Annotated in this window: 28 protein-coding genes and 1 pseudogene; 13 read left to right on the forward strand and 16 right to left on the reverse strand. The window is 67.1% G+C overall.

Features of this window, described 5'->3' with window-relative positions; all coding sequences use genetic code 11:
• Window positions 1-50 precede the first annotated feature (50 nt).
• Both ABZ004_RS21615 and ABZ004_RS21620 read right to left on the reverse strand, forming a co-directional pair.
• Window positions 51-476, reverse strand: coding sequence for a Fur family transcriptional regulator (locus tag ABZ004_RS21615; RefSeq protein WP_355682052.1), 426 nt, complete (start codon window positions 474-476; stop codon window positions 51-53).
• Between the two features lie 60 nt (window positions 477-536).
• On the reverse strand, window positions 537-1,250 hold the full coding sequence (locus ABZ004_RS21620; protein WP_355682054.1) for a LysR substrate-binding domain-containing protein: 714 nt from the start codon (window positions 1,248-1,250) through the stop codon (window positions 537-539).
• Window positions 1,251-1,308: 58 nt separating this feature from the next.
• On the opposite strand from ABZ004_RS21620, the gene ABZ004_RS21625 reads away from it, so the two are divergent.
• Window positions 1,309-1,680: a DUF5997 family protein gene (locus tag ABZ004_RS21625; RefSeq protein ID WP_355682056.1), complete on the forward strand. Its 372-nt coding sequence runs from the start codon at window positions 1,309-1,311 to the stop codon at window positions 1,678-1,680.
• Here ABZ004_RS21625 and ABZ004_RS21630 read toward each other — a convergent pair.
• Both ABZ004_RS21630 and ABZ004_RS21635 read right to left on the reverse strand, forming a co-directional pair.
• Window positions 1,677-2,825, reverse strand: coding sequence for an acyl-CoA desaturase (locus ABZ004_RS21630; protein ID WP_355682058.1), 1,149 nt, complete (start codon window positions 2,823-2,825; stop codon window positions 1,677-1,679). The genes ABZ004_RS21625 and ABZ004_RS21630 overlap by 4 nt on opposite strands.
• A gap of 101 nt (window positions 2,826-2,926) precedes the next feature.
• Complete coding sequence (locus tag ABZ004_RS21635; protein ID WP_355682059.1) at window positions 2,927-4,015, reverse strand: ferredoxin reductase; 1,089 nt, start codon at window positions 4,013-4,015, stop codon at window positions 2,927-2,929.
• A gap of 84 nt (window positions 4,016-4,099) precedes the next feature.
• Here ABZ004_RS21635 and ABZ004_RS21640 point away from each other — a divergent pair, with 84 nt between their 5' ends.
• Together ABZ004_RS21640 and ABZ004_RS21645 are read left to right on the forward strand one after the other, a co-directional pair.
• Window positions 4,100-5,314, forward strand: a complete 1,215-nt coding sequence (locus ABZ004_RS21640) for a helix-turn-helix domain-containing protein (protein WP_355682061.1) — start codon at window positions 4,100-4,102, stop codon at window positions 5,312-5,314.
• Between the two features lie 12 nt (window positions 5,315-5,326).
• Window positions 5,327-5,905, forward strand: a complete 579-nt coding sequence (locus ABZ004_RS21645) for a winged helix-turn-helix domain-containing protein (protein WP_355682063.1) — start codon at window positions 5,327-5,329, stop codon at window positions 5,903-5,905.
• A gap of 21 nt (window positions 5,906-5,926) precedes the next feature.
• Here the strand turns inward: ABZ004_RS21645 and ABZ004_RS21650 are convergent, their stop codons facing one another.
• Genes ABZ004_RS21650 through ABZ004_RS21660 form a run of 3 tightly spaced genes read right to left on the reverse strand, consistent with a single transcriptional unit; the run spans window position 5,927 to window position 7,405 of the window.
• The gene (locus ABZ004_RS21650; protein WP_355682065.1) at window positions 5,927-7,033 is read right to left on the reverse strand and encodes an epoxide hydrolase family protein; all 1,107 of its coding nucleotides are present in this window, start codon (window positions 7,031-7,033) and stop codon (window positions 5,927-5,929) included.
• Window positions 7,018-7,209, reverse strand: a complete 192-nt coding sequence (locus tag ABZ004_RS21655; RefSeq protein ID WP_355682067.1) for a hypothetical protein — start codon at window positions 7,207-7,209, stop codon at window positions 7,018-7,020. The genes ABZ004_RS21650 and ABZ004_RS21655 overlap by 16 nt, the downstream gene beginning before the upstream one ends.
• A 40-nt stretch (window positions 7,210-7,249) precedes the next feature.
• A complete protein-coding gene (locus ABZ004_RS21660) occupies window positions 7,250-7,405 on the reverse strand; it encodes a hypothetical protein (RefSeq protein ID WP_355682068.1) in 156 nt (51 codons plus the stop codon).
• A gap of 50 nt (window positions 7,406-7,455) precedes the next feature.
• Here ABZ004_RS21660 and ABZ004_RS21665 point away from each other — a divergent pair, with 50 nt between their 5' ends.
• The 4 genes from ABZ004_RS21665 (at window position 7,456) to ABZ004_RS21680 (ending at window position 12,987) form a co-directional block, all read left to right on the forward strand.
• Window positions 7,456-7,800: a TetR-like C-terminal domain-containing protein gene (locus ABZ004_RS21665; RefSeq protein WP_355682070.1), complete on the forward strand. Its 345-nt coding sequence runs from the start codon at window positions 7,456-7,458 to the stop codon at window positions 7,798-7,800.
• A gap of 14 nt (window positions 7,801-7,814) precedes the next feature.
• Complete coding sequence (locus ABZ004_RS21670) at window positions 7,815-10,022, forward strand: glycoside hydrolase family 3 C-terminal domain-containing protein (RefSeq protein WP_355682072.1); 2,208 nt, start codon at window positions 7,815-7,817, stop codon at window positions 10,020-10,022.
• A 170-nt stretch (window positions 10,023-10,192) separates the two neighbouring features.
• Window positions 10,193-11,731 (forward strand): alkaline phosphatase D family protein, encoded by a 1,539-nt coding sequence (locus ABZ004_RS21675; RefSeq protein ID WP_355682073.1) that lies wholly within the window; start codon window positions 10,193-10,195, stop codon window positions 11,729-11,731.
• 11 nt (window positions 11,732-11,742) lie between these two features.
• Window positions 11,743-12,987 carry a hypothetical protein gene (locus ABZ004_RS21680; RefSeq protein WP_355682075.1) on the forward strand — a complete coding sequence of 415 codons (1,245 nt, stop codon included), beginning with the start codon at window positions 11,743-11,745 and terminating at the stop codon, window positions 12,985-12,987.
• A 77-nt stretch (window positions 12,988-13,064) separates the two neighbouring features.
• Here ABZ004_RS21680 and ABZ004_RS21685 read toward each other — a convergent pair whose 3' ends face one another.
• The gene (locus ABZ004_RS21685) at window positions 13,065-15,122 is read right to left on the reverse strand and encodes a GMC oxidoreductase (RefSeq protein ID WP_355682077.1); all 2,058 of its coding nucleotides are present in this window, start codon (window positions 15,120-15,122) and stop codon (window positions 13,065-13,067) included.
• 71 nt (window positions 15,123-15,193) lie between these two features.
• Between ABZ004_RS21685 and lexA the strand changes: the two genes are divergently transcribed.
• Window positions 15,194-15,853 carry a transcriptional repressor LexA gene (gene lexA / locus ABZ004_RS21690; protein WP_355682079.1) on the forward strand — a complete coding sequence of 220 codons (660 nt, stop codon included), beginning with the start codon at window positions 15,194-15,196 and terminating at the stop codon, window positions 15,851-15,853.
• A gap of 130 nt (window positions 15,854-15,983) precedes the next feature.
• Here the strand turns inward: lexA and ABZ004_RS21695 are convergent, their stop codons facing one another.
• From ABZ004_RS21695 to ABZ004_RS21705, 3 genes are all read right to left on the reverse strand, one after another.
• Window positions 15,984-16,577, reverse strand: a complete 594-nt coding sequence (locus ABZ004_RS21695; protein ID WP_355682081.1) for a YbaK/EbsC family protein — start codon at window positions 16,575-16,577, stop codon at window positions 15,984-15,986.
• A 322-nt stretch (window positions 16,578-16,899) separates the two neighbouring features.
• Window positions 16,900-17,694 carry a hypothetical protein gene (locus ABZ004_RS21700; protein WP_355682083.1) on the reverse strand — a complete coding sequence of 265 codons (795 nt, stop codon included), beginning with the start codon at window positions 17,692-17,694 and terminating at the stop codon, window positions 16,900-16,902.
• A 2-nt stretch (window positions 17,695-17,696) separates the two neighbouring features.
• Window positions 17,697-18,278 (reverse strand): papain-like cysteine protease family protein, encoded by a 582-nt coding sequence (locus tag ABZ004_RS21705; protein WP_355682085.1) that lies wholly within the window; start codon window positions 18,276-18,278, stop codon window positions 17,697-17,699.
• A gap of 194 nt (window positions 18,279-18,472) precedes the next feature.
• Between ABZ004_RS21705 and ABZ004_RS21710 the strand changes: the two genes are divergently transcribed.
• Complete coding sequence (locus ABZ004_RS21710; RefSeq protein WP_355682087.1) at window positions 18,473-19,375, forward strand: helix-turn-helix transcriptional regulator; 903 nt, start codon at window positions 18,473-18,475, stop codon at window positions 19,373-19,375.
• A 33-nt stretch (window positions 19,376-19,408) separates the two neighbouring features.
• Here ABZ004_RS21710 and ABZ004_RS21715 read toward each other — a convergent pair whose 3' ends face one another.
• Both ABZ004_RS21715 and ABZ004_RS21720 read right to left on the reverse strand, forming a co-directional pair.
• On the reverse strand, window positions 19,409-19,957 hold the full coding sequence (locus ABZ004_RS21715; RefSeq protein WP_355682089.1) for a hypothetical protein: 549 nt from the start codon (window positions 19,955-19,957) through the stop codon (window positions 19,409-19,411).
• A 425-nt stretch (window positions 19,958-20,382) separates the two neighbouring features.
• Entirely contained in the window at window positions 20,383-20,577 is a 195-nt protein-coding gene (locus tag ABZ004_RS21720; protein WP_355682091.1) for a hypothetical protein, read from the reverse strand.
• A gap of 123 nt (window positions 20,578-20,700) precedes the next feature.
• On the opposite strand from ABZ004_RS21720, the gene ABZ004_RS21725 reads away from it, so the two are divergent.
• A complete protein-coding gene (locus ABZ004_RS21725) occupies window positions 20,701-21,057 on the forward strand; it encodes a metalloregulator ArsR/SmtB family transcription factor (RefSeq protein WP_355682093.1) in 357 nt (118 codons plus the stop codon).
• Window positions 21,058-21,125: 68 nt separating this feature from the next.
• On the forward strand, window positions 21,126-21,389 hold the full coding sequence (locus ABZ004_RS21730) for a hypothetical protein (RefSeq protein WP_355682095.1): 264 nt from the start codon (window positions 21,126-21,128) through the stop codon (window positions 21,387-21,389).
• A gap of 49 nt (window positions 21,390-21,438) precedes the next feature.
• Here the strand turns inward: ABZ004_RS21730 and ABZ004_RS21735 are convergent, their stop codons facing one another.
• From ABZ004_RS21735 to ABZ004_RS21745, 3 genes and pseudogenes are all read right to left on the reverse strand, one after another.
• A complete protein-coding gene (locus ABZ004_RS21735; RefSeq protein ID WP_355682097.1) occupies window positions 21,439-22,842 on the reverse strand; it encodes an MFS transporter in 1,404 nt (467 codons plus the stop codon).
• On the reverse strand, window positions 22,839-23,015 hold the full coding sequence (locus ABZ004_RS21740; protein ID WP_355682186.1) for a hypothetical protein: 177 nt from the start codon (window positions 23,013-23,015) through the stop codon (window positions 22,839-22,841). The genes ABZ004_RS21735 and ABZ004_RS21740 overlap by 4 nt, the downstream gene beginning before the upstream one ends.
• Window positions 23,016-23,039: 24 nt before the next feature.
• Window positions 23,040-23,285: pseudogene (locus ABZ004_RS21745) on the reverse strand (MarR family transcriptional regulator); the annotation flags it as partial.
• 152 nt (window positions 23,286-23,437) lie between these two features.
• Between ABZ004_RS21745 and ABZ004_RS21750 the strand changes: the two are divergent.
• Together ABZ004_RS21750 and ABZ004_RS21755 are read left to right on the forward strand one after the other, a co-directional pair.
• On the forward strand, window positions 23,438-24,667 hold the full coding sequence (locus tag ABZ004_RS21750) for an XRE family transcriptional regulator (protein WP_355682098.1): 1,230 nt from the start codon (window positions 23,438-23,440) through the stop codon (window positions 24,665-24,667).
• Window positions 24,664-25,266 carry a hypothetical protein gene (locus tag ABZ004_RS21755; RefSeq protein WP_355682100.1) on the forward strand — a complete coding sequence of 201 codons (603 nt, stop codon included), beginning with the start codon at window positions 24,664-24,666 and terminating at the stop codon, window positions 25,264-25,266. Before ABZ004_RS21750 ends, ABZ004_RS21755 begins: the two co-directional genes overlap by 4 nt.
• Window positions 25,267-25,500 lie beyond the last annotated feature (234 nt).

Here is a 25,500-nt window from a genome sequence, read left to right on the forward strand (position 1 = left end):
GTCAGGCTTGTCAGTCACTGGTATTTACCTTCCGGAGTCAAGTGGTCAGTTCACGACTTGGCCGAGCAGTCGGGGCACAGGCCCCAGTAGACGACCTCGGCCTCGTCGATCACGAAACCGTGATCGTCGGAGGCCGTCAGACAAGGGGCCGAACCATGGGCGCAGTCCACGTCCTCGATCGCACCGCAGGAGCGGCACACGACATGGTGGTGGTTGTCGCCCACGCGCGACTCGTAGCGCGCGACCAGACCCATCGGATGGATCTTCCGGAGCAACCCGGCGTCGGTCAGCGCACGCAGTACGTCGTACACGGCCTGATGAGAGACCTCACCGAGATCGGCGCGCACGGCGCCGATGATCGAGTCGGTGTCCGCATGCGGAATCGCGTGCACCGCCGACAGCACGGCCACTCGCGGCCGGGTCACGCGCAATGTTGCCGCGCGCAACAGTTGCTCGATCTCGGAGGTCGTCGGCACCCTGGGGAGTCTGCCCCGTTTTCTGGAATGAGTCAAGATTAGTTCTTGAGTCAGTCAAGTTCAGCGCTTGCCTCGCCGGGTGGGCTGCCGCCGGGCGGCCTGCTTCTTCGCCGCGGCCGGCTTTTTCTTCTTCTGATCCTTCTGATCCTTCGCGGGCGGCGGAGTCGCGCCGCGCGTGCTGTTGACGCTGCGCCCCCGGACGATCCCGATGAACTGTTCCATCAACTCGGTCGTCTCGGCCTCAGGCCAGCTCAGCGCGACCTGCGACTCCGGCGCGTCCGTCAGCGGCCGATACGTGAGGTCCTTGCGATGATGCAACCGAGCAAGAGACTGCGGTACGACGAGAAGCCCGGCTCCCGAGGCCACCAACTCGATGGCGGCAGCTGTCGTCGCGGGCCGCTCGAACGCCGGCTCCCCCGGCAACTTGTCCCAGCCGAGCGTGTCGTCGAGCGGATGCAGGACGAAATCGTCCGCCAGATCCGCCACCGTCACCTCGTCGGCCGCCGTCACGACGTGATCCTTCGGCACCACGACCACGGTCGTCTCGGTGTAGAGCGGGATCGCGCTCAACCCGGTCCGGTCGATCGGCAGTCGCACCAGCCCGGCATCCGCTCCCCCGGCCCGGACGACGTCCGCCGCCTCGGCCGCGGTCACCGCGATCAGCTCCAGCCGCACCCGCGGCAGCCGCTCGTTCCAGACCCGGACCCACTTCGTCGGCGTCACCCCGGGGACGTACGCGAGCCGGAAGGACGCCGGTACGTCGGAGGAGGTCACCGGCTCAGGCTATCGGCAGTGGTCGGCAACCCCGCTCAGCCTCGTTACCCTTGACGGCATGACGTCGCAAAAGACCTCCCAGACGATGAAGCCCGCGACCGCGGCGAAGAAGCTGGGCGTGTACCTCGAAGCCACCCCCGCGGAGTTCCAGGAGGGTGTCGTCTCACGCGACGAGCTCAACGCGCTGCAGACCGACCCACCCGAGTGGCTGACCGAGCTCCGCCGCAACGGCCCGCACCCCCGGCCCGTCGTGGCCGCACGGCTCGGCGTGTCCATCTCCGGGCTCGCCCGCGCAGGCGTCACCGAAGCCCTGACGACCGAGCAGATCGAGGAGATCCGGGAAGAGAACCCGGACTGGCTCGAGCGCGAACGCGAGATCCAGGCCGAGGTCCAGGCCGAAGCCGAGCGGATCAAAACCAAGAAGCGTTAGGCCGTCGCGGTCAGGGCCGGACGGGCACCGGTCAGCCGCGACTTGAGGGTGCGGACGAAGTCGTTCGGTAACGAGAGCCGGACGACCTTGGACCAGGCTGAGGCGACCTGCTTCGGGAGCGGGCCGGTGGTGTACTTCAGGCCGTACTCGTCGAAGATCGCCTTCACCTTGGGCGCGATCTCCTGGTAGCGGTTACTCGGCAGGTCCGGGAACAGGTGGTGCTCGATCTGGTACGACAGGTTGCCGGTCATGATGTGCATCGCGCGACCACCGGAGATGTTGGCCGAGCCGAGCATCTGCCGCAGGTACCACTCGCCGCGCGTCTCGCCGTCGATCGACTTCCGCTCGAAGGTCTCGACTCCCTCGGGGAAGTGACCGCACATGATGACCGAGTGCGCCCACACGTTGCGCACCACGTTGGCGGTGAAGTTGGCGGCCAGTGTGTGCAGCGCCGACGGACCCGACAGCAGCGGGTGGATCACGTAGTCCTTCGTCATCTGGCCGCGGATCTTCTTGAAGACCTGCTTCGCTCGCGCCTTGAACTCAGGGTCGCGACGGCGTTCCTTGGTGGCCAGGTTCTTGCCGAGTTCCAGGTCGTACGCCGCGATGCCGTACTCGAAGAACATCGCGTTGATGAAGTTCCACAGCGGCTGGGCCAGGTACAGCGGGTACCAGCGCTGGTCCTCGTCGACGCGCATGATGCCGTAGCCGAGGTCGTTGTCCTTGCCGACCACGTTCGTGTAGGTGTGGTGCAGCTCGTTGTGCGAGTGCTTCCACTGGTCCGACGGCGAGGCGTGGTCCCACTCCCAGGTGGTGGAGTGGATCTTCTTGTCCCGCATCCAGTCCCACTGGCCGTGCATGACGTTGTGGCCGATCTCCATGTTCTCGAGGATCTTCGCCACCGAGAGACCCGCAGTACCGACCAGCCAGGCGGGCGGAAAGAGTGACAGCAGCAGCACCGCGCGGCTCGAGAGCTCCAGCTTGCGCTGGACGTTGATCACCTTGCGGATGTACGCCGCGTCGGAGGCACCGCGTGCCTCGATCACCTCGGCCCGGATCTCGTCGAGCCGGCGACCGATCTCCTCGATGTCGTCCGCCGAGAGGTGGGCGATCGGGTTGTCGGCCTTCTTCTGCAGCACTGTCATAGGGGAAATCTCTCTCAGGAAGGGAAGGAAGGCGGGAAGGGAAGGAAGGAAGGCGGAGGGGCGGCCAAGGAGGGGAGGGAAGCGGAGGGGAGGCGGGGTGACTAGAGGTCGATGTCGCAGGATCCGGCTGCGGCTGAGATGCAGGTTTGGATCAGGACGCCGTCGCCGGGGGCGGCGGTGGTGACGTCGCCGGTGCGCAGGTCGCGGACGGATCCTTCGCGCAGCGGCAGGACGCAGGAGAAGCAGATGCCCATCCGGCACCCCGACGGCATCAGCACGCCTGCCTCTTCACCCGCATTGAGGATCGGAGTCGCGCCGTCGAGCTCGACGGTGACTCCAGCCCTGGTGAAGTGGACCGTGCCACCTTCACCCGGCTCGGCCAACGCAGTACGGAAGCGCTCGGTATGCAGCAGTTCGGGATCCGACCACTGCTCTTCCAGCGCGTCGAGCAGACCGGCTGGACCACACGCCCAGGTCTCCCGCTCAGCCATGTCAGGGACAAGGGCTTCAAGAGCATCGAGGTCGAGACGACCCTGCGAGTCGGTGTGCTGCTCGACCAGCCGGAGCCGGCCGTCCGCGGCAAAACCACGCAGCTCGCTCCCGAAGATCACGTCCTCGGCACACGCCTCGGAATGCACCAGTACGACGTCCGCCAGCCGATCGAGTCCCGCTCGCAGCATCCCCATCACCGGCGTGATCCCGCTGCCACCGGTGACGAAGAGAACCTTGCGCGGTGCCGGGTTCGGCAGCACGAAGTCGCCGATGGCCTGGTCGAGGTGCACCAGCTGACCGGCCTGCAACTCCTGCGCGAGGTGCGCGCTGACCAGCCCGTCCGGGACCGCCTTCGCGGTGATCGTGAGCAGACCGTTCCCCGGCGCGGAGGTCAAGGAGTAGGAACGCCACAGCCGTACGCCGTCGACGTCGAGGCCGATCCGGACGTACTGACCGGGCTCGTGGCCGCGCCAGGCGCCGCCAGGCCGCAGTACGACGGTGACCGCGTCGGCGGTCTCCCGCCGGACCTCGACGACCCGGGCCCGCAGCTCGGCGCCGGGCCGCAGCGGCCGGAACATGTCGAGGTAGTCAGCCGGATCGCGCGGATGGGTCGCGGCCGCGGCCAACTGCCAGACCCGCTCACGCAAGCGTTGCCGTGGGGTCCCCCGGACGCCTTGATCGGGGACAAAAGTCGTCATGTACTCCAGAGTCCTCGACGGGGGGTGTAATTTCATGACCGTAGGCGGTGAATCTGTCTCCCGATCTTGTACGGAGCGAACAAAATGCCCAATCCGACCCCTCATGGCAGCCGAACGGTGCGCGGCGCCGCCGACCTGGACCTCGGCGAGCCGGCCATGGAGCTGCTGCGGTCCCGGCTGGGCGATATCGCGGAGAACACGGTGACCGCGATCATCGCCGAGGTGCCCGGCTACACCAACGCGCTGGCCGGACCGATGGGCGCCAAGATCGAGGGTGCCGTCCAGCTCGCGCTCGGTGGGTTTCTCCGGCTGGCGAGCAGCGGCGATCCCGGTACGCCGTTGACGCCGGCCCTCGAAGGTGCCTACATCCTCGGCCGTGGTGAGGCCCGCAGCGGCCGGAGCATGGACGCCCTGCTGGCCGCGTACCGAGTCGGCGCGCGAGTCTCCTGGCGTGAGTTGTCCGGTACTGCGGTCGAGGTCGGCCTGTCCGCCGAGACGCTCGCCAAGTTCGCGGAACTCGTCTTCGCCTACATCGACGAGCTCTCCGCAGCGAGCGTCGCCGGGCATACCGACGAGCTGGCGACGTCGGGCCAGGTCCGGCAGCGTTATCTCCAGGCACTGGTTCGGAGCCTCTTGCAGGGAGACCCGGCGAACCAGCTAGCCGACCGGGCCGAGCGCGCCGGCTGGGAACCACCGAAGACATTGACGACCGTGATCCTGCCCAACGCTCACGTTCGCGGAGTTCTCGCAGCATTGGATCCGCGCACCTTGAGAACCGAGGACGAGCTACCCGAGCTGGAGAAGGAGGACGTGACAGTGCTGCTGGTTCCCGATGCGCACGGGGCCGCGAGACCGGCGCTGCTGCGGGCTTTGCGAGGGCGGCAGGCGTGGGTCGGACCCGACAAACCTTGGGTCACCGTGCGTACGTCGTACGAGCGTGTCCTTCGTACTCGCAAGCTGGGGCTGCTCGTGGAGACCAGCGCGCCGGTCGATACCGAGCATCATCTGGCCAGTCTGGTCGTGACGTCGGACCCGGCTGCGCTCGACGATCTACGGGCGCGGGTGCTCGCGCCACTTGCCAAGCTCCGGCCTGCGACGGCTGAACGGCTCACCGAGACCTTGCGGGAGTGGCTGCTGCAGCTGGGTCGGCGAGACGAGGTGGCTGGTGCGTTGCATGTCCATCCGCAGACGGTGCGGTACCGGATGGGGCAGGTGCGGGAGCTGTTCGGCGATCGGCTCGACGACCCGCGGACGGTGCTCGACCTGACGATCGCCCTCGCCACCGACCCGCTTCGTTAGGCTGACCCGACCATGGCGACCAACTCGGCAGTCCCCGACTACGAGCTCGAGGAGACGATCGAGCTCACCACCGCCGACCAGGTGCGGGCGATCAGCGATCCACTGCGGACCACCATCCTCGGCCTGCTGCACGAGCGGGCCGCCACCGTGACCGAACTGGCGGCTGCGGTCAAGCGCCCGAAGAGCACCGTCGCCCACCACGTCAACGTGCTCGCCACCGCCGGTTTGCTGAAGGTGGTCCGGACGAAACGGGTCCGCGCGATCGACGAGCGGTACTACGGTCGCGCGGCCCGGATGTTCTACGTCGGCCTCGGGCGCCAGGGTCAGGGCGCACCGCTGCCGCATGACTTCAACGACTTCGAGGTGGCGCTGAAGGAGTCGGCCGCGGCGTACGACGCGGGGCAGATGCGATCGCAGATCCGCCATGCCCGGATCCCAGAGGAGCAGGTCGTGGAGTTCTGGCGGCGGGTCGCCAACCTGGTCCTCGAATTCGACCAGCTGCCTCGCTCGGGCGACACGACGTACGGTCTCACTGTCGGGCTTTATCCGATCCTGGACTACCCAACGCTTCCCCCGGCCGCCGAAGACTGAGCAGACGTCAGCTAAGCGCGTTCAGATGAGGGTGGCGAAGGTTCGGATGTCGTTGGCGAGGAGGTCTGGCTCCTCGGTGGCGGCGAAGTGGCCGCCGCGTGGCATCTGCGTGTAGTGGACGACGTTGTAGTTCCGTTCGGCCCACGCTCGCGGCGGCTGAACCAGATCGGCGGGGAACACGGCCAGACCGGTCGGCACCGAAACCTGCACAGCACCGGGTGGATAGTTGTTGTGCTCCCAGTACGCCCGGAAGCTCGCCGCAATCGCTCCGGTGAACCAGTACAGGCTCGCCTGGGTCAGGATCAGGTCATCGCTGAGCCCGGAGAGCTGGTCGCCGTGGTCGGTCCAGGCGCGGTACTTCTCCAGCAGCCAAGCGAGTAATCCCACCGGGGAGTCGTTGAGTCCGTACGCCGGAGTCAGCGGCCGCGTGCGCTGCAAGTGCTCGTACCCACCCTCGTCGGCGTACCACTGCTCGCCCTGCGCGGAGTACGCCGACTCCTCCTCGGTCGGCTGCGACTGATCGGCCGGGTCGGCAACGGCCAGCACGTGGATGCCGGCAACAGCCTCCGGATGCGCCTGTCCGAGCCGCGCGCTGATACCGGCGCCGAGATCACCGCCGTGCGCGAGATACCGGTCGAAGCCGAGGCCGGTCATCAACCCGTGCCACAGCTCATGGGTCGGGACACCGGGCATCGTCGGCTGCTCCGGCGTGAAGGGAAAGCCAGGCAGCGACGGCACGACAACGGTGAACGCGCGCGCCCCGGCCTCGCCGTACTCGCTCGGCCGGGCCAGCCGCTTGGCCAGCTCCACCTCTTCGAGAAAGGTGCTCGGCCACCCGTGCGTGAGCACGATCGGCATCGCGTCGGCCGTCTCCCCGTCGAAACGCAGGTAGTGCACGGGCAAGCCGTCGACGGTCGCCCAGTACGACGGCAGCGCGTTGATCGCTCGCTCCTGCGCGCGCCAGTCGAACCCGTCCGCCCACCACTCGGCCAGCCGCCGCAACGCCCCCGGCTCCGTCCCCGCTCCCCAGCCACTCATCGGCCATGGCCGCGGCCACCTGGTGGCACGAATCCGGCGGCGCAGCTCGTCCAGCTCAGAATCCGGCACGGAGATCAACGGGTCGGACATACCAGTCCTCCTTCTCGGGGTGTCCGGTGCATGATTCCGGCAACTGCCGCGATCAAGATCAGGGCCACTTCCAGTACGCCGTACGCAACGGCTGTCGACTCGAGGCCGAAGCGCTGGGCGGCGAGCCCGGCAACCAGTGCGGGGACACTGAAGGCCGAGTAGCTGACGATATACATCGTCGCGAACACCTCCCCGCGCTGGGCGTCCGGCGCCGCCTCACCGAGTGCGTTGACGGCGTAGCGGAATGCCGCACCGAAGCCGAGCCCGGCAACTGCCGATCCGGCGACGGCCGACGCGGTCGGAGAGCGAGCCGACGGTCAGCAAGGCGGCGAGGAGCGCGAAGACATAGACGGCGAAGACGACCGTCAGCACGAACGGCGAGAACCCCCAGAGTCGCTGGTAGACGGGATAGAGCGGCGAGGGTGCCGACGTGGGACGGCGAGTCCGTCCCCGACACCGGATCGCTCGAACAGGACCTGACGGAGTGGGCGAACATCATCGCCCGCGACATCAACCGTCCCGAGCGAGCCCGCTACCTGCGCGCGATGGTGGCGGCCCGCATCGACCTGGTCGCGAACTGCGCGATCACCGACACGCGCCGCGACCAGGCGGCGGAGATGGTCCGCCGCGCCGACGAGCGCGGGGAGAAGACACCGACCGTCCCGCAGATCCTCGACCACATCGTCGCGCCGCTGTACTACCCGGTCGCGACCTTGGGGGCGAAGGTACAGTCTTCGACTACCCGATGCTTGCTCCTGCGTCCGTGAAGAGGGTCTGCGTTATGGCTGAGCTGTCGCCCACTGAACAGGCCGCATTGGGGAGCGGAGCCGACTTCTGGACCACCAAGCAGGTTGGGGCCGTGCCTGCGATCGTGTTGACCGATGGTCCGCATGGGGTTCGGAAGCAGGTTGCATCGAGTGATCAGCTCGGCATCGCCGAGAACGTGCCGGCGACATGTTTCCCGCCGGCAGCCGGTCTCGGGCAGAGCTGGGACCCTGAGCTGGTCGAGAGGGTTGGTACGGCGCTCGGCCAGGAGTCCCAGGCGCTTGGCGTCCACGTGCTCCTCGGCCCGGGCATCAACATCAAGCGCGACCCACGCTGCGGCCGCAACTTCGAGTACTACTCCGAGGATCCGTACATCAGCGGCGTCCTCGGTGCCGCCTGGGTCCGCGGCGTGCAGAGCGAGGGCGTCGGCGCCTGTGTGAAGCACTTCGCGGCGAACAACCAGGAGCACGACCGGATGCGGGTCAGTGCGGACGTCGATCCGCGGACGCTGCGCGAGATCTACCTGCGCGCCTTCCAGCGGGTCGTCACCGAAGCAGATCCGTGGAGCCTCATGTGCTCCTACAACCGCATCAACGGAGTCCTCGCCTCGCAGAACAAGTGGCTGCTGACGACAGTGCTCCGTGACGAATGGGGCTTCAAGGGAGTCGTCGTCAGCGACTGGGGTGCCGTAGCCGACCGACCCGCGGCCGTTGCCGCCGGCCTCGATCTCGAGATGCCCGGTGCCACCGGCACGACGGACGAGGAGCTAGTCGTTGCCCTGAGCAACGGAACCGTCGACCCGGCACACGTCGCGCGAGCCGCCGAGCGCGTCGCGGCTTTGGCGATCCGTACGACGGAAGCGCATCGCGCCGACGCCACCTTCGACGCCGACGCGCATCACCTGCTGGCCAGGGAGGCCGCCGCACGAAGCATCGTGCTCCTTCAGAACGTGGACGACCTGCTCCCCCTCGACAGCTCGGATCGCATCGCCGTGATCGGTGAATTCGCCGAGCAAGTTCGCTACCAGGGCGGCGGGAGCTCGCACGTGACGCCGACCCGGCTGGACGTACCACTGGACGAGATCCGCTCCCACGCCGAGGTCACCTACGCACCCGGTTTCAGCACCGACGGCTCCGGCGACGCGGTCGCCTTGCGCGAGGACGCCGTACGGGCTGCTGCAGCGGCGAACACGGCCGTCGTGTTCCTCGGACTGGCTGCTCGGCAGGAGTCCGAGGGCGCCGACCGCACGGACATCGAGCTTCCGGCAGAGCAGCTCGAACTGCTCACCGCAGTCGCTGCAGCTCAGCCGCGCACGGTCGTGGTCCTGACGCATGGTTCCGTACTACGGATCGCCCCGGTCGCCGCCGTCGCACCTGCGTTGCTCGACGCCGCCCTGCTCGGCCAAGGTGGCGGCGCAGCGATCGCCGACGTGCTCTTCGGCGCAGTGAACCCGTCCGGCAAACTCACCGAGACCGTCCCGGTCCGCCTACCGGATGTCCCGGCGTACGGGAACTTCCCCGGCGACCACGGCCACGTCCTGTACGGCGAAGGCCTCCAGGTCGGCTATCGCTGGTACGACACGCGCGACCTCGCCGTCACCTTCCCGTTCGGCCACGGTCTGTCGTACACGACCTTCGAGTACCGCGATCTGGTGGCCGAACCCACGCCGACCGGCATCCAGGCGCGAGTGACCATCACCAACACGGGCTCCCGCGAGGGCCGTGAGGTCGCCCAGTTCTACCTCTCGCTGTCGACCTCGTCGGTCACCCGCGCACCGCAGCAACTGGTCGCGTTCGCCGGCGCGACGCTCGCACCTGGGGAGAGCAAGGCGATCGAGGTGACCATCGACCGCACCGATCTGGCCTATTGGGATGTGCGGGTGGATCGCTGGGTCGTGGAGAGCGGCGAGTACGTCGTATCGGTCGGCTCCTCGAGCAGGGACCTGCGGGCCGCCGCCACCGTCACCGTCACCGGTGATGAGGTCCGGCTGCCGATCACCCTCGACTCGACCATCGCCGAAGTGCTGCGCGACCCGGCCGCGGCCGAAGCACTCGGAGGGCTGGTCGGCTCCGTCTTCGGCGACGCCATGTCCGAGGAGGCGGCCGGCGCGGACATGGCCGCGATGCTCGGCGCGCTGCCGGTCGGACGCCTGGTCGGCTTCTCCGGCGGCCGGGTGACCCGCTCCCACCTCGAGGAACTCCTGGCTGCCGCCAACCCCGGCTGACGCGGCGTCCGTTGGCGGCGCCCTTCGACGACGCGCGGCGAGCCGTAGAAAAGTTACCGGAAACCGGTAAGGATGGGCACGAACCACCGCCCCTCAGGTTCCCGGATGTTCTCACCCGCTTCATCTGTCCGCGGGGCCTGCCGTCATGCGCGTTACTGAAGGTGAGGCCCATGAAACCCATCAGTCGTCGGACCCTAGTCCTCGGCGGACTCGCGGCTGCCGGAGCAACCGCCCTCCCCGCCCACTCCAGTGTCATCTCAGCCACTGCGGCAGTGCCGTACCCGTTCCAGCTCGGGATCGCCTCCGGTGAACCCGATGCGAGCAGCGTCGTCCTCTGGACCCGACTGGCGCCTGTCCCCCTGAGCGCCGACGGACACGGCGGCATGGCCAATGCCGACGTCGTCGTCGACTGGCAGGTGGCGAGCGACGAGCTCTTCACCAACCTGGTCTCGTCGGGATCCGTGACTGCGACGTACGCCTCCGCGCACTCGGTGCATGTGATCGCCGGCGGCCTCAATTCCGACTCGGACTACTTCTACCGGTTCCGCGCCCAAGGTCACCTCTCCCCCGTCGGCCGCACCCGTACGACGCCGGCACTCGGCGCGGCCGGGCGCAATCTGCTGATGGCGTTCACCTCCTGCTCGCACTACGAGGAGGGCTATTTCACCGTCTACCGGCGGATGGCCGAGGAGAACCCGGGCGTCATCCTGCACCTCGGCGACTACATCTACGAGTACGGGCCGACAGCGGGCCGGCCACGGTTGCACGCGGGTACCGCCGAGATCACGACTCTAGCCGACTACCGGCTCCGCTACGCGCAGTACAAGACGGACCCGGACCTGCAGGCTGCTCACGCGGTCGCGCCATGGATCGTCGTACCGGATGACCACGAGGTGGAGAACAACCGCGCCGGGCATATCCGCGAGAACAACACTCCTGCGTTGACCGCTGCGCAGTGGACGGCTCGGGAGACCGGTGCCTATCAGGCGTACTACGAGAACATGCCGCTGCGGCCTGCTCAAGCGCCGAGTGGGGCCAGCATTCCCTTGTTCAGAAGGGTTCGCTGGGGGAATCTCGCCACGTTCCACATGCTCGACACCCGGCAGTACCGCAACGACCAGGCTTGCGGTGACGGCTGGAAGGACTGCGCTGACGCGGATCTGGCGTCGCGTTCGCTGCCCGGCAACGCGCAGGAGTCGTGGCTGCTCGATGGGCTCTCGCAGCACCAAGGGACCTGGGACATCATCGGGCAGCAGGTGTTCTTCGCGCGGCGGTTCAACTCGACCGGCGCGAGCATGGACTCGTGGGACGGGTACCGCGCCTCGCGGGCCCGGATCCAGCAGGGCTGGGTGGATCGCGGAGTGCGCAACCCCGTCGTACTGACCGGAGACGTGCACCGGGCCTGGGGCAACAACTTGGTTGCCGACTACAACAACCCGTCCTCGGCGGTGATCGGCACCGAGCTCGTCACCAGCTCAGCCACCTCGGGTGGTGACGGTGATGCGACGACGGCGATCCCCGACGTCGGGACGAACCCTTGGCTGAAGTTCTTCAGCAACCGGCGAGGGTACATCCGGGCCACCATCAGCCCGACCGAGCTGCGGTCCGACTTCCGGGCCGTCGCGAAGGTGTCCGAGCACGGCGCTGCCGCGACGACGCTGAAGTCCTTCGTCACCGAAGAAGGCCGCCCTGGCCTTCAGGCAGTCTGAGAGGGGTTTTGATGAAGAAGCTCCTTGCTCTGGCTGTCGTGGCATCGTCCGTCGTCTTCACAGCCGGTAGCGCTCTGGCCGCGACGCCGACTTGGGTGACCGCGAACAGCACCGCGACCGGCGATCAGGACAACGCCTCGATCGCGACCAATCGCAACGGGTATGTCGCCGTCGTCTGGGAGGACGACCGGGACAGCACCGACGCGACCGACAACGCGCACAGCGAGATTTATCTGCGACTGTTTCACAACGGCACAGCGGCATACGAGGTGAAGCTTTCTGCTGCCGGAAGTAGCGGTGTCACCAATTGGCGGCACCTGCATCCTGATGTGGGTTTGGATGACAAGGGCAATGCCGTCGTGGTCTGGCAGGACGACCCCGATGGGAACGGTTACTACAACATTCCTTATCGGGTGGTGAATACGGCCGGCACTGTCACCGCTTCTGGGAATGCGAACACGAGTTCTGATGGGCAGCAGATCAATCCGCGCGTTGCTGTTGATCCCGATGGCGCGCCGTCTACTGCGGCGGTTTCGTTCACTGTTGTTTGGGAGGACATCCAGACCGGTACGCCGGCCACGGTCAAGGCCGCTGGGTTCACCGGTCCGACCACTCGGGGTTATGAGGTGACCGCCTCGCAGACCACGGGTCAGCATCACAATCCGGATGTCGCAGTGTCGGCTTCCGGCGACGCTGTTGTCGTCTGGGACGAGGACGGTGATGCGAATGGGGCTTACAACGTCGGGCTGATCCGGCTGGCCCGCACGAATGGGGCGGCCACCTTGTCACGTCGTACGGCGAATGCTCTCGGCAGCGGCCAGGAGTTGCACGCTTCGGTGGCGGCCAACTTCAACGGCGACTTCGCTGTTGCCTGGGAGTCCGACCACACCGGAACTGCGGGCGCGTGGACCCGCTCCTTCGACGCTACCGGCACGCCGCGGTTCACCGATGTCGAGGTCGCAGCCGGCGGCAAGGCTCCGTCGATCGGCATCGACGACCAGTCGAACACCGTGGTCGGCTGGACCGTCCAAGCCACCGACCTGGACGTCTGGGTCCGCGGCTTCGGCACCACCGGAACCGATGCAGGCCACCTGTCAGCACAACGCCTCAGCCAGGCGACCGTCGGCCGCCAGGAGCAGCAGGTGGTCGCCGTCTCGCCGTACGCCCAGGTAGTCACCGCCTACACCGACGACAACGACGGCAACACCTACGACCAAGTAATCCTAGGCCAAGACATCACCAACAACACCTGGTGAGCTTTGGGGAGCCCGGCCCACCCCGGGCTCCACCCGAGCGCCCCGGTCGGGCGGGCGGTTGGGGCGCCGGTGGGTGGTTAGTGGACGAGGTGGGTCGTGATGCGGAGGGCGTTGGCGAGGATGGTGAGGACTGGGTTGACGCCGCCATTGGTGACGTGGGTGGAGGCGTCGACAAGGTGAACGTTGGGATGGGACCAGAGGCGGCCGTTCGGGTCGGTGACGGAGTGCTTGGGGTCGTTGCCCATTCGGCAGGTGCCTGCCTGGTGCTGGCCGGCGCTGGCTTGATGGGTGGAGGCGAGGCGGCTTACCGCAGTACGGACTGCGCCGGTTTCAGCTAGCCATTGTCTGGCTTTCTCGCTCATGAACGCTTGAGCGCGGACGTCCTCGGGGTGAATCGAGCCGCTGATCACCGCGACGGGGTTGCCGAATCGGTCGACGACGTGGGGATCGACCTGGACGCGGGACTCCGCCGACGTGACCTCTTGGATCGGGCCTACCACTCGCAGCATCCTTCGGGCTTCGCGTCGCATCGCTTGCTTGCCGGCCAGGCCCGCGGGTGGGATCAGGCCGGCTCCGGTCAGGTAGTCGTACGTCGCAGCCGGTGTCGCGACGAACTCGTTGGCGAGCATGCCGCCCCCGATGATTTCGTCGTTGCCGTGCCGGAAGTCGCAGGTCGCGATCGAGACTCCGGGACCGACCAACTCGGTCACCTCGTCGTCGAAGAGGCCGATCGCACCGGCGTACACATGAGCCTGGAGATACCTACCCACCTGGTCGTGATTGTTGCCTAGTCCCCTTGGTTCTCCTGGATGTGCACTGTTCAGCAATAAGCGTGGGGTCTCGGTGGCGCCCGCGGCGAGGATGACATCCGCACAATCGACCGTACGCCGCCAGGTGGCGCCACCGTTGCTAGCGGCAACGAGTGCGACGCCGGTCACGCGGCCGCGATCGTCGACGATCAGGCGTTCGACCGTGGTCTCGGTCACCAGAGTGCATCGTCCGGTCGCGAGTGCCGCCGGCAGCGCGGTGTTGTGCGTGCCCGCCTTCGCCTCGACGGGGCACGCGAACCCGACGCACTGTCCACACCGCACGCAAGCCGCTCGGCCCTGATACTCCTGTGAGTTGATAAGCAGCGGAACGTCGAGCGTGCCCCATCCCAACCGCTCAGCCGCCGCCGCTAGTCGCTGTGTGATCGCCGTGCGCGGCAACGGCGGCATCGGCAATGGGATCGAGCGCGCCTCATGCCAGGGATCGACCCCGCCGCCGCTGACGCCGAAGCGTTGCTCAGCCAGCGAGTAATACGGCTCCAGGTCCCCGTAGCTGATCGGCCAGTCAGCCAGCGCACTGCCCTCCGGTACGCCGTACGTCGTCGCCATCCGGAAGTCCTGCGGGACGAACCGCCACGCCTGCGCGCCGTACACCCGAGTCCCTCCGCCGACGGTGAACGCGTTGTTCCCCCAACCGCCATCGGGTGGCAGAACGATCCGCCGTACGCCGTCAACCACCGAGATCCGCGGCCGACCAGCTATATCCGGATCGGTCGGCGCCGGGAGACCCGCAACCGACCGAGGATTGCGCAGATGATCGTGATCCAGCTCGGCAGTCGCCGGGAAGCGCCCGGTCTCGACCACCAACACCGACCGCCCCGACTCCGCCAACACCTGAGCCGCCGCTCCCCCACCAGCACCCGACCCCACAATCACACAGTCATACCTCCCAGCCAACGCCTCCCGCGACGCAACCGGCAACGCAAACTCCACCGCCTCCCAGCCCCCACCCGCATCGGCCCGCCACCCCACCACCTTCCACCCCGCCGAACTCGCATAAAACCCCTGCGCCAGCAAGCGAATGAGCCAGGCGCCGTCCGGATCCGCGAGCACCTGCTCAAGCAGCACCTGGTCGGGTGCGACCGGTGCCTGCTCGGGCGCAGCCGGACCCTGGCCGGGCCCAGCCGCGGCGATGCCGAGCGCTCGCAGCACGCGTGGGCGCCAGTCGGGGCGGTCCTCGGCGAGAATGCGCTCTACGAACTCGACGACGCCGGCCTGCACCGCCGACGGATCCTGGTCCGCTGGAAGAGCGACGTCCGCCAGCCGTCGGAGTACGGACTGTTGTTCCTCGCTGAGTGATCCAGCCATGGCACCATCCAACCAGTCGGCGGCGCGAGGCGGTGGCGGAAAGTGTCGGCGGTGGGATTTAGGCTTCGCGGGTGAGTTATGACGAGGGTGAACTGTTCGGGGATCTGGATGCGTCGGGGTTGCCGGAACGGCAGCAGCGGATCTTGGGGGCGATCCGGGATTGCGTGGTGAAGAACGGGTACTCGCCGAGCACCCGGCAGATCGGGGCCGCCGTGGGTCTGCGGTCCTCGTCGTCGGTGGCGAAGCACCTGACGAGCCTTGAGGAGAAGGGGTTCCTGCGACGCAGCGAATCGGTCTCGCGGCCGATCGACGTCCGGGCGTTCCTGCGCGAGAGCTCGTCGCAGAAGACCGACGAGAACTCCGTCGCGGTGCCGGTGGTCGGCGACATCGCGGCCGGTACGCCGATCTCGGCGATCGAGCACGTGGACGACTTCATGACGCTGCCGCGCGACCTGACCGGCCGGGGTACCGTCTTCGCGCTGCGGGTCCGGGGCGAGTCGATGATCGACGCCGCCATCTGCGACGGCGACACGGTCGTCGTCCGGCAGCAGCACGAAGCGCACTCGGGGCAGATCGTCGCCGCGATGATCGACGAGGAGGCGACGGTGAAGGTGTACCGCCGCCGCAACGGTCACGTCTACCTGGAGCCGCGCAACCCGGCGTACGAGGTCATCAACGGCGACAACGCGACCATCCTCGGCGTCGTCGTTTCCGTACTCCGCAGCGTCTGATCTCCGTCTCGCTCTGCGCGGGTGCGGGCCCTCATCGAGCAGGAGCTGTAAGTCGAGCAGGAACTGTAAGGACGGCGCCGCCATGTCTCAGGTGATGAGGCTGGGACATGGCGGCGGGATCGGGTTCGGGTCAGTGGCCGGAGAGGGCTGGGCGCGCGACCTCGATGTCGGCGTCGTCGGTGGCGGGCAGGGCGAGAGCGATGATCTGGGCGGCGTGCAGGCGGCGGAGGGCCGAGCCCTCGACCAGCAGCTTCGAGCCGCGGATCCCGCTGCCGAGGATCACCGAGCCCGCCGTGGTGACGGCCTCGTCCACCAGTACCGGCCAGTCGGCCGGCAACCCGATGGGCGTGATACCGCCGTACTCCATTCCCGTCCGGCCGACCGCGTCGTCGTGGGCTGTGAAAGAGAGTTTCCGTACGTCGAGATGTCGCCGGACCACCCCGCGCACATCAGCGCGCGCGGTGGCCAGGACGACGACGGCCGCCACCCGGGTGACCGCCGACCGGCGGCCCTCCACGATCAGGCAGTTCGCGGACGCGTCGAGCGGTACGCCGTACTCGGCGCAGAACGCGGTCGTGTCCGCCAGCCCCGGGTCGATCGGCGCGACCAGGGCGTCCAGGTCGTCGAGCGCCGCACGGACCGCGGGGGCGGCGAGGTCCGGCCGGTCCTTCAGCGGCTGCCACTGCAGTCGCCGCGTCATCAGCCGGCCGACCTTGAGGTCCACCGGGAACAGTGGGTGCAGGGATGGTCAGTTTGCTTGGGCTTCATACCCCGCGACGGTAGGTATTCCGCCTTGCAGCATTCTCTATCCGACAGGCGGACAGGTCAGCTGATCAGCTTGACCGCCTCGGCATCGTCGACCACATCACCGATCATCAGCACGCCGGCCGGATCCAAATTCTGCGCTTCCAGATGCCGGACAAAGTGTTCCGTTATCGACTCACCGCCGAGCAGACGATGTGGGACGCCCTCACGTTGGTCACACCTAGAACCCTACGAGAGGACCGCAGGCTCACTTGAACCTACGGTCCTCTCGGTCAGAGGTTTCAGCTCAGTGAACGCCGCCGCGTGAAGAACACCACCACAGCACAGAGCGCGACAACCGTCGCACCACCTGCAGTGACCATCCATCCGTGCTCATTGCTAGCTGCAGGCTTCGCCACCTCGGCCACCGCAGCCACGTCGTACCCGCCGGCGGTGCCGTTCTTGGCGTAGGTGCTACCGGGCTGCTTGTCGGCGTACCGACTCGCTACCTGCTGCCGGTACGCCGTGAGGCTGATCGGCTTGCTCCCGATCGCCTTGGTCGCATCGGCATCGAGCGCGCGGATCTGGTTGCCCGATACGGCGTACCAGGCACCGATCTGCGGTTCGGTCAGCACCTTCGCGCCATGTGCGGCCGCGGCCATCTTCGCCTCCGTGTCACCCGAAGCGATGTTGACCGGCTGCCAGGCTCCTGCTTTGTCCGGCGCCGTGTAGACGGTCATCACGGCGGTCCCCTTCGTCGCCTTGGTGGCGACGTACCAAAGGGTGCAGACGTCAGTCGACGTGGACCGGACGAAGTCGGGGTTCAGCGCGTACACAGCCACGGTGTCCTGCTGTACGACGAGGCTCGCCTTCGCCGACGCCGCCTTGCTCGACGCCGAGACACCGGAACGCTGGGTCAGCTGGGCCGCCGCCTTGTCGAGGAGCTGGGAAGCCTGTGCTGAGTGGGCTGCGTTCGAAGCCGCTGCCAGATCAGGACCTGGAGCCGCCCCGGCCATTGCCGCCGCGGAGAAGAAGAGGAACGAGCCGACTCCGAGAGCTGCGGCGGCCCGTAGTACGTGCTGCTTGAAGGGAGTCATCATCAGGCTCCGATCCGGTAGAGCGAGTGGGTCCAGGTGAACTGGGAGTTGGACCGGTACCAGTTGTAGGTCGAGTAGTTGTAGCGCTGGTCGTCCGGCCAGGGGTTGTAGTACTCGATCGTCGTGTTGGACGAGTCGTAGCCGATGATGTCCATCATGTGGCCGCCGCCCGAGGTCCAGCCGATCCGGGTCATCACCGGGCGGTTGTTGGACAGCTCCGTGACGAGCGTGCTGAAGCTCAGCGTGCCGGAGATGTAGCTACCCGGGCTGATCCCGATCGACGAGAACGCGCGCTGGTCGTTGCCGAGCGTGGCCTGGTTGTTCGGGCAGGTTGCGTTCTGCGAGTAGCCGAAGGCAAGGTTGCAGAACTGGTTCTGCGAGTAGTTGTAGCCGTAGTACGTGGCGACACTGTTGCCAGACGCGGCCCAGCACCAGTTCGACCTCTGCTGCGACTGGCCGGTGAGGTTGAGATACCAGCTGCCCGGCGCGGCCGAGGCTGCTGGAGCAAGTGGGACGAGCATTGCCAGCCCGGCGATCATTGCCAGCAGCAACGACCGGGTACGGCGGATCCTGACCCTCCTCATGGGTCCTCCTCTGTGGGGCGGTGAGAGCACTCATCGTGATCACCTGCTCACCGCTCGACAAGCGGTTCCGCGGGCGCGCGGACCAGGTGTGAACGGTCAAGGCGAGGTGAACAGCACGTGACGCCGGTCACGCACGCTCAGTTGTGAACGTTTACACTGACGCCGGACCCAGGCCTCTGCGAGGGATCACGACCATGACCGAAGCGCGGATCCACGTCCCGGATGTCAGCCCGGACGCGCCCTTCGCCGATGCCCTCCGGACGGCGATCGCGAACCGCGGACTCGCGCTGAACAGGATCCAGGCGAAGCTCGCCTGCCGCGGGCTGCACGTCGGGGTCGCGACGCTGTCCACCTGGCAGAACGGGAGTCGGCATCCCCGACCTGGCTCCCTCGCTGTGGTGACGGCGTTGGAGGAATTGCTCGACCTGCCGACCGGGTGGCTCGCGGTGCGGATCCCGCCGGCGCGAACCGAGCCGCCGGCAGATACGCCGTACGGGATGGTGGATTACGCGCCGACGCTGGCGCGGCTGCTGGACGAGGTACGGCGGGATGCCCATGGCCGGGTGCGTGGGGTGACGGTGGTCGAGGAGATCGTGCTCGGCGCCGATCGCAGCGTGACCTCGAAGCGGGTGATCCAGACCCTGGTCGCGGTGAAGGAGACGGACCGGCAGATCGTCGTCCACCAAGGCGAACCGGGGTGCGACGTCACGCTGATCGCGCCTCGCGGGGTGACCGGCTGCCGGACCGGGCGGGTCGCGCGCGATCCCGACGACGGTGCGGTCCTCGGGGAGCTGTTGCTTGACCGGATGCTCGCGGTCGGCGACACGGCGGTCGTCCGCTACGAGATCGACGATCGCAGCGGGATCGCGTCACACCAGTACTACCGGTTCCACGAATGGCCCGGGACCCACTATGTGCTGGAGGTCCAGTTCGACCGCGCGGCCCTGCCGGTCCGCGTCGCCGAATTCCGCCGCCACCACTCCGGCGGCGAAGACATCCTCCGCCGCGAACTCATGCTCACCCCCGACAACCGGGTCCACGTCGTCGTCCCCTCCGTCGACCGAGGCCTGATTGGCATCGACTGGGAATGGTCCTGACCTGAGACCGTACGCCGGGAGGCCGGACCTGGGTCAGCCGATGTGGCCGGCGATGCGGCGGTACGGGGCGGGGCCGGGATTGCGGAGTTTCTCCAGGCCGGCGGCCAACTCGTCGCCCCACCGGCGAGCACGTGCCGCTTCACCGATCGCGAGAGTGTCGTTGGCGTCTTTCAGCCAGAAGCTGTGCGGGGTGGAGACGAGCGTGTACCCGCGTTTGCCGAGCAGGGTTGAAGCGCCATTAGCTGCCGAACCGGGGAGGCGGCGGCTGTGCATCGGACGAGTGTCGAACGCAGCGGCCGCCAAGTTCGCCGTACCGTCCAATGCGCCGAGCCACTTGCGCAGACCGCTGTCCGGCGTCGGCACCGGACGATCAGCGGTCGGCCGGCGGCTACCGAAAGCCTGCGGCGCCCCACCAATGATGAGCAGCGCGACCGAGCCTGCCAGCGAGTCCGGCGCCTTGCTCACCTCGATCACCTCGACGTCGAGCCCCTTGCCGATCCCCTTGCCGATCTCCTCCGCCACCGCCTTGGTCGACGCAGTCAGGGTTTCGCAGACGATCAGGGCTTTCAACTTGCCGGACATAGAGGCACCTCAGGTGCTGATCGGGGAGAGCCGGCAGGACGATCGCTAGCTTCTTTTGACCGTACGGCACCAACCCCACCCAACGCGAACCGGCCCACCCGCGACTACTGCAACTGCAGCAGGTTCGAGGCCCCGGAATGGTTCCGATTGTGTAGGTAGTTGCCTTCCGCTGCACGACGACGGGGCCTAGCCTCGGCGAAACGATGGAAGCTCCGCACCTTTCGGATGGAGTATTCCCGTGGCAGCAATCCTGGCGCGGGTCGTGTTCGTGCCACCCGCAGGAGAGCAGGTCACGTCACCGCGATTCAAGACGGCCATCGAAGCAGCGGTCGGACAACTTGCCGCCGGCAAGCAGATCACGGACGTCGCGGACCCGCGCCCAACTCGTCGTCATCGCCTACAAGAACGACCTACTGAGACCCGGATCACGACTCGATTGCCGGAGACCGCCTGCGCTGCGTTTCGTCTGCTGGTCCAGCAGGGTCGGCGATGGGGCGGATGTGCACCCGGACGCCGTTCAGGGCTGCGAGTCTGACTAGTTCGGTCACTCCGGCCGCGTCGGTCACCGTTGGTTCGGCGCCGACTTGTCCTGGTGCGTAGCGAGTTACTTCGTAGCGCATCGCTCCCCCTCCCTCGTCCGCAGTACAAGACTTGCAGAATTCTTCAATTGATGATGCCATCAATAGTGCAGGCTGTGAAGCCCGTACCCGACATCTGATGCCATCCGGTTCAGGGAGCGAAAATTGACGACACCGTTGCATCAGTTGAAGGCGGAGTTCTTCAAGACGCTGGGTCATCCGGCCCGGATTCGTGTCCTGGAACTGCTGAGCGAGCGCGAGATGTCGGTCGGTGAGCTCCTTGCGGACGTGCGGCTCGAGGCGTCGAACCTGTCCCAACAGCTGGCGGTACTGCGACGTGCCGGGCTGGTCACCACCCGCAAGGAAGGCTCGGTGGTCTACTACTCGCTGACCAGCGAGCAGGTGGCCGAACTGCTGGCTGTCGCCCGGGTGATCCTGACCACCGTGCTGACGGATCGCACCGAGCTACTCGACGGCCTGAAGGCCGATGCGCAGGCACCTATCCTGCGCGGCACGAAGTGAGAAGCCTGTTACCCGGCGACGAACACCGGCGCTTCACGCTGCGCAGCCACCCCTCCAAGCGACGCGGGATGAACATCGAAACCGTCCAGCGCTGGGTCTTCGCTGTCATCCTCATCCACATCGGCGGATCACCGACCGCCGCGCTCGCCGCCTACGCCCCGCACATGGAGCAGGTCAAACACTCCACCGGCGTCGGCCTCTGGATCATGTCCGGCGTCGTCGGCCTCGCCACCACCGCGGGCGTCCTGCTCATCCACCAACGCTCCCTCTTCTCCCCCTGGCTCATCCTCGGCGTCATCCCGATGGCCACCTCCGCCTTCTTTGTCTTCTGAACCATGTAGTTCAGCCACCTCGATCAGCACCTTCCAACTAGCCCTGGACTTATGTGCTGGTCTTGGACGAGCGGCGGGCGAGGATGAGGCTTGTCAGCGTGGTGATTGCCATGGCGCCGATGCCGACCAGGGCCGCGGTGGTATAGGCGCTGTCGTCGGGGAAGAGCTGTCCGGCGCCGGTGCCCCCGGCGAGGATGAGGCCGCCGACGGCGCTGCCCAGTGAGTACCCGACGCTGCGGACGACGTAGTTGAAGCTCATGGCGCTCGACGTCTCGCTCTTGGGAGTGACGGCCAGGATCACGCCGGGCATCGCGGCCGAGAAACCGCCGACGCCGAAGCCGAGCACGCCCATCGCCACGAACAGTTCGGCCAGATCCGACCGAGCCGCCGCGAACAGGGCGAACCCGCCGCCGACCACGACCGCGCTGCCGGCCAGCAGCAACGGGTCAGCGATCCGCGTCCGGATCCGCGGCGTGAGCTTGCCAGCGACGAACCCCAGCACCGAGAACGGGATGAGCACCAACCCGGCGACGAAGGTCGTCAACCCGAAGCCGTAACCGGTGCCGTGCGGCGTCTGCGCGTACCGGGTGATGAGCGTGAGCAGGAGGTACATGCCGATCCCGCCGACGAACATGGCGAGGTTCGCCCCGGCGACCGCCGGGTGCCGCACCGCCCGCACATCAACCAGGGGCGTCGTACTACGCAGTTCGATGACGGCCCACACGCAGAGCAGCAGCACCGCGCCAACAGCGAGCCCCGCCGCCACGGCGACGTGCCGGCTCCAAAGATTCCGTTCACCGGCGAGGAACAGCACCAGAAGCAGCGCAGCGGCCAGGACAACCGCGCCCGCCACGTCCACATGGGCGGAGCGACCTGCGGGCGCTTCGGGCACGGAGCGCCACGCGATCAGCAAAGCGGCCGCGGTAACGACCAGGCCGAGCCCGTACGCCGCCCGTACCCCGCCGATCTCGGCAAGCAATGCGGCCAACGGATACCCAACGCCGGCCCCGATGATCGAGACCACCGAGATCAACGCAATCACGGCCGCGCTCCGCTCTTCAGCGAGGTGATCCCGGGCCACCCCCATCATCAACGCCGTCAACCCAAGCCCGACCCCCTGAGCCGCCCGACCGGCCAGCAGCCACCCGAACGGCAGCGGCAACACGGTAAGCGCGCTACCTGCGACGACAACCGCCAGCGTGACAAGGATCGTGACCCGCCGATGCGGCCCGGCTCCAAGCCGCCCCAGCACCGGCGTGGCGACCGCGCCGCTGAGCAACGCAATGGTCAACGTCCACTGCGCACTGCCGAGCGAGACCTGAAACGAGGTCGCCACACTAGTGATGAGCGGCGTCCCAAGGCTAGCGACCGCCGCCACCACCAGAGCGATGAAAATCAACGCGGGAACCAACAACCGCACCTCAGAACGCGCCCCTGGCAACCGCCCGGTCACTGCCTCGACCCTTCGCCGTCGCGGCTCTCAAGCTCCGCCAAATGCTCCAACGCCGGAAGCGCCGCCACCAGCGCCTCCACCTCGTCGCGACTCAACTCGCCAACCAACCGCTCATACGCCTCAACCCCCGCCCGCCGCCGCGCCCGCACATAGGCAGCACCAGCCTCAGTCAAACAAACCAACGTCACCCTCTTGTCAGACGCGTCCCCCCACCGCTCAACCAGCCCAGACGCCTCCATCACCCGAACCAGCGCAGTCATCGCAGGCTGCGTAACCCCCTCCCCCACAGCCAAATCCGTAACCCGCCGCGGCCCCGTCCGCTCCAACGTCGCCAGCGTCGCAGCCGAAGTCAGACTCATATCCCGAGGCAGCCTCCTCACAGCCCGAGTAGCCAACCCATAAAGCGCCGCCCCAACAGCCGCACGACCACTCTCACGACTCATACCAGAAGCATAACAGCTTTATATTCATCGCTTATGTACATGCAGCGGCGTGGGTGGCGGGCTGCGTATGTTCGGCGCTTAGCGAATGAGCCCACGATTGAATCCTGTGAATAGACGCTGTAGAGTTCTATTCACGAGAGAGGAGGCGCAGCATGTTCTGGGACGAGGAAGCGGTTCGCCAGGGAGTCGCAGAAAAGACTGTCGAGGTGAAGGCAGAGTTCGACGCCGTCGCTTTCGGCGCTCGCCTGCACGAGGCGCGCACGAGCGCAAACCTGTCACAGGTCGAGATGTCCCGACTTCTGGACCTGTCGCAGGCAACTTATTCTCGGATGGAAAACGGCCGGATCGAACCAAGCCGAGTCACCTCAACCCTTCTCGAGCGCGCATCACAGGCGGTGAGCCGGTCGATGGCGTGGCTCCTGCTCGGGTCTCCGGTCCGAGCACGGATCCGGCTGGCGGCGCGCCGAACCGACGAGGAAGACGTCCGCGTCCGCGCCGAGCGGGCTCTAGGGTTGCTCGAACTCGATGCAGAGCTTGACGACGTGGCCGAATTCACGAACCTCGGCCCGAACGCTGCCGACGAGGCAACCTGGCAGCAGTACGTAGAGCCAAAAGCTCACGCGTCCCGCCGGCAGGGCAAGGATCGAGCCGAGCACCTGCGCAAAGTGCTCGGTCTGGGGGCTGATCCTCTGAACGATGTTCCTGCGGTGCTGGAACACTACCTTGGAGTCGACGCCGCCGTTCTGGACTTTCCGGATGGCTTGTCCGCAGTGGCGGTATTCGACGATGAGCGCGCACTGGCCTTCCTCGCTGTGTGTGCGGCAGAGCCATGGGTACGTCAGCGCTTCAGCTTCGCACACGAGCTCGCCCACGTGTTGTTCGCCGACGGTCATGCCTATGATCACGATCACCGGCAGTCTTCGATTGAGATGCGTGCGGAGAAATTCGCGCAGAACTTCCTGATCCCAGAAGCCGGCATCCGCGCGTGGATGACCGACCGTCACTACGGTCCACACGACCGCGTGAGTCGCAACGACGCGTGCCGCCTCGCCGACCTGTACGGCGTCTCCCCCAGGACAGCATGGATCGCCTTGGCAGACATCGATGCCGCCCCGAAGGAGGAGCCGCCGACCAGCGCGACCGCAGCCGTAGTCGCTGGGACGCTCGCGCGTCACCAGACGCGCGAGCGGAGCTGTCACACCGAGCGTGTCCCGGCCCGCATGGAGGCTCGCATCCTCCAGGCATTCCGCAACGGGTTTCTGTCAGCTGCCGCCACTGCGAACGCTCTCGGCCAAGACCCGAGCATCCTCATCGAAGCCGAACAGATCATCGACGACGATCCGCGGACCCGAGAAGCCTCCGGCGTCCCCAGTCCCGCATGACCGAGAAAGGCGCTAGGGCGACGCCCGTCCTTTCGCCCCAGGCACTGAACATACTCGACGCCGTGTGCGTTCTGTACTTCGCGGCATCTGGGCAGCTGAGTCTGCTCGTCGAGATCCTCACAGCAGCCAACTACCGCATCCTGCTGCCGACCGAGGTGCTCGAGGAAGTCCGTGCGAAGGCCAGCCGCAAGCGGTGGACCATCAAGGCACTCGACCACTACCTCAACTGCGACGCCGATGCACGCATCGTCGAGATTCCGGAGATCACCGCCGCTGACGCGGAGGCCACGACCCTGCTCGCCCAGGTCCGGTCCCGCCATCCGAACGTCGTTTCAGGCAGCACCGGCATCAACAGCAGCGAAGACCTCGGCGAGTGCGTCGTCGTTACCCACAGCATCCTCGCCCGCCGGCGCGGAATGCTGGCCGTAGTCTCCATCGACGATCTCAAGGGCCAAAAGCTCGCAGAGCGCCACCAGGTCACGTACTTCACCATCGAGACCCAGCTGGGAAGCGGAGCTCAAACCACGCCTCAAGCGCGAACATGCAGCCCGCAAACGCGCGCAGTGAACCATGGGCATTTTAGAGCCTGTGCAGGCTGAACCGTGCCCGAAGCCGCGCATTCGGGCAGCTGTTCCTTGTTGCGACTCTGATCGACCGAGGTGAGCCGGAGGAGGCCTACCGCGTCAGCAGAGCGGTCGCCGACGCGACACAGTCGGTCGGATCTCATCTGATCGTTCAGCGGTCGGTTGGCGCCGGGTGCACTGACTCGTGTGGGCACAGCCAGGTTCATCTGCCGACGCTGGCTGCGCCGGGACGGGCTGCTCTCGCCAGCG

The sequence above is a fragment of the Kribbella sp. NPDC006257 genome (genome assembly GCF_040613535.1).
Lineage (GTDB): Bacteria > Actinomycetota > Actinomycetes > Propionibacteriales > Kribbellaceae > Kribbella.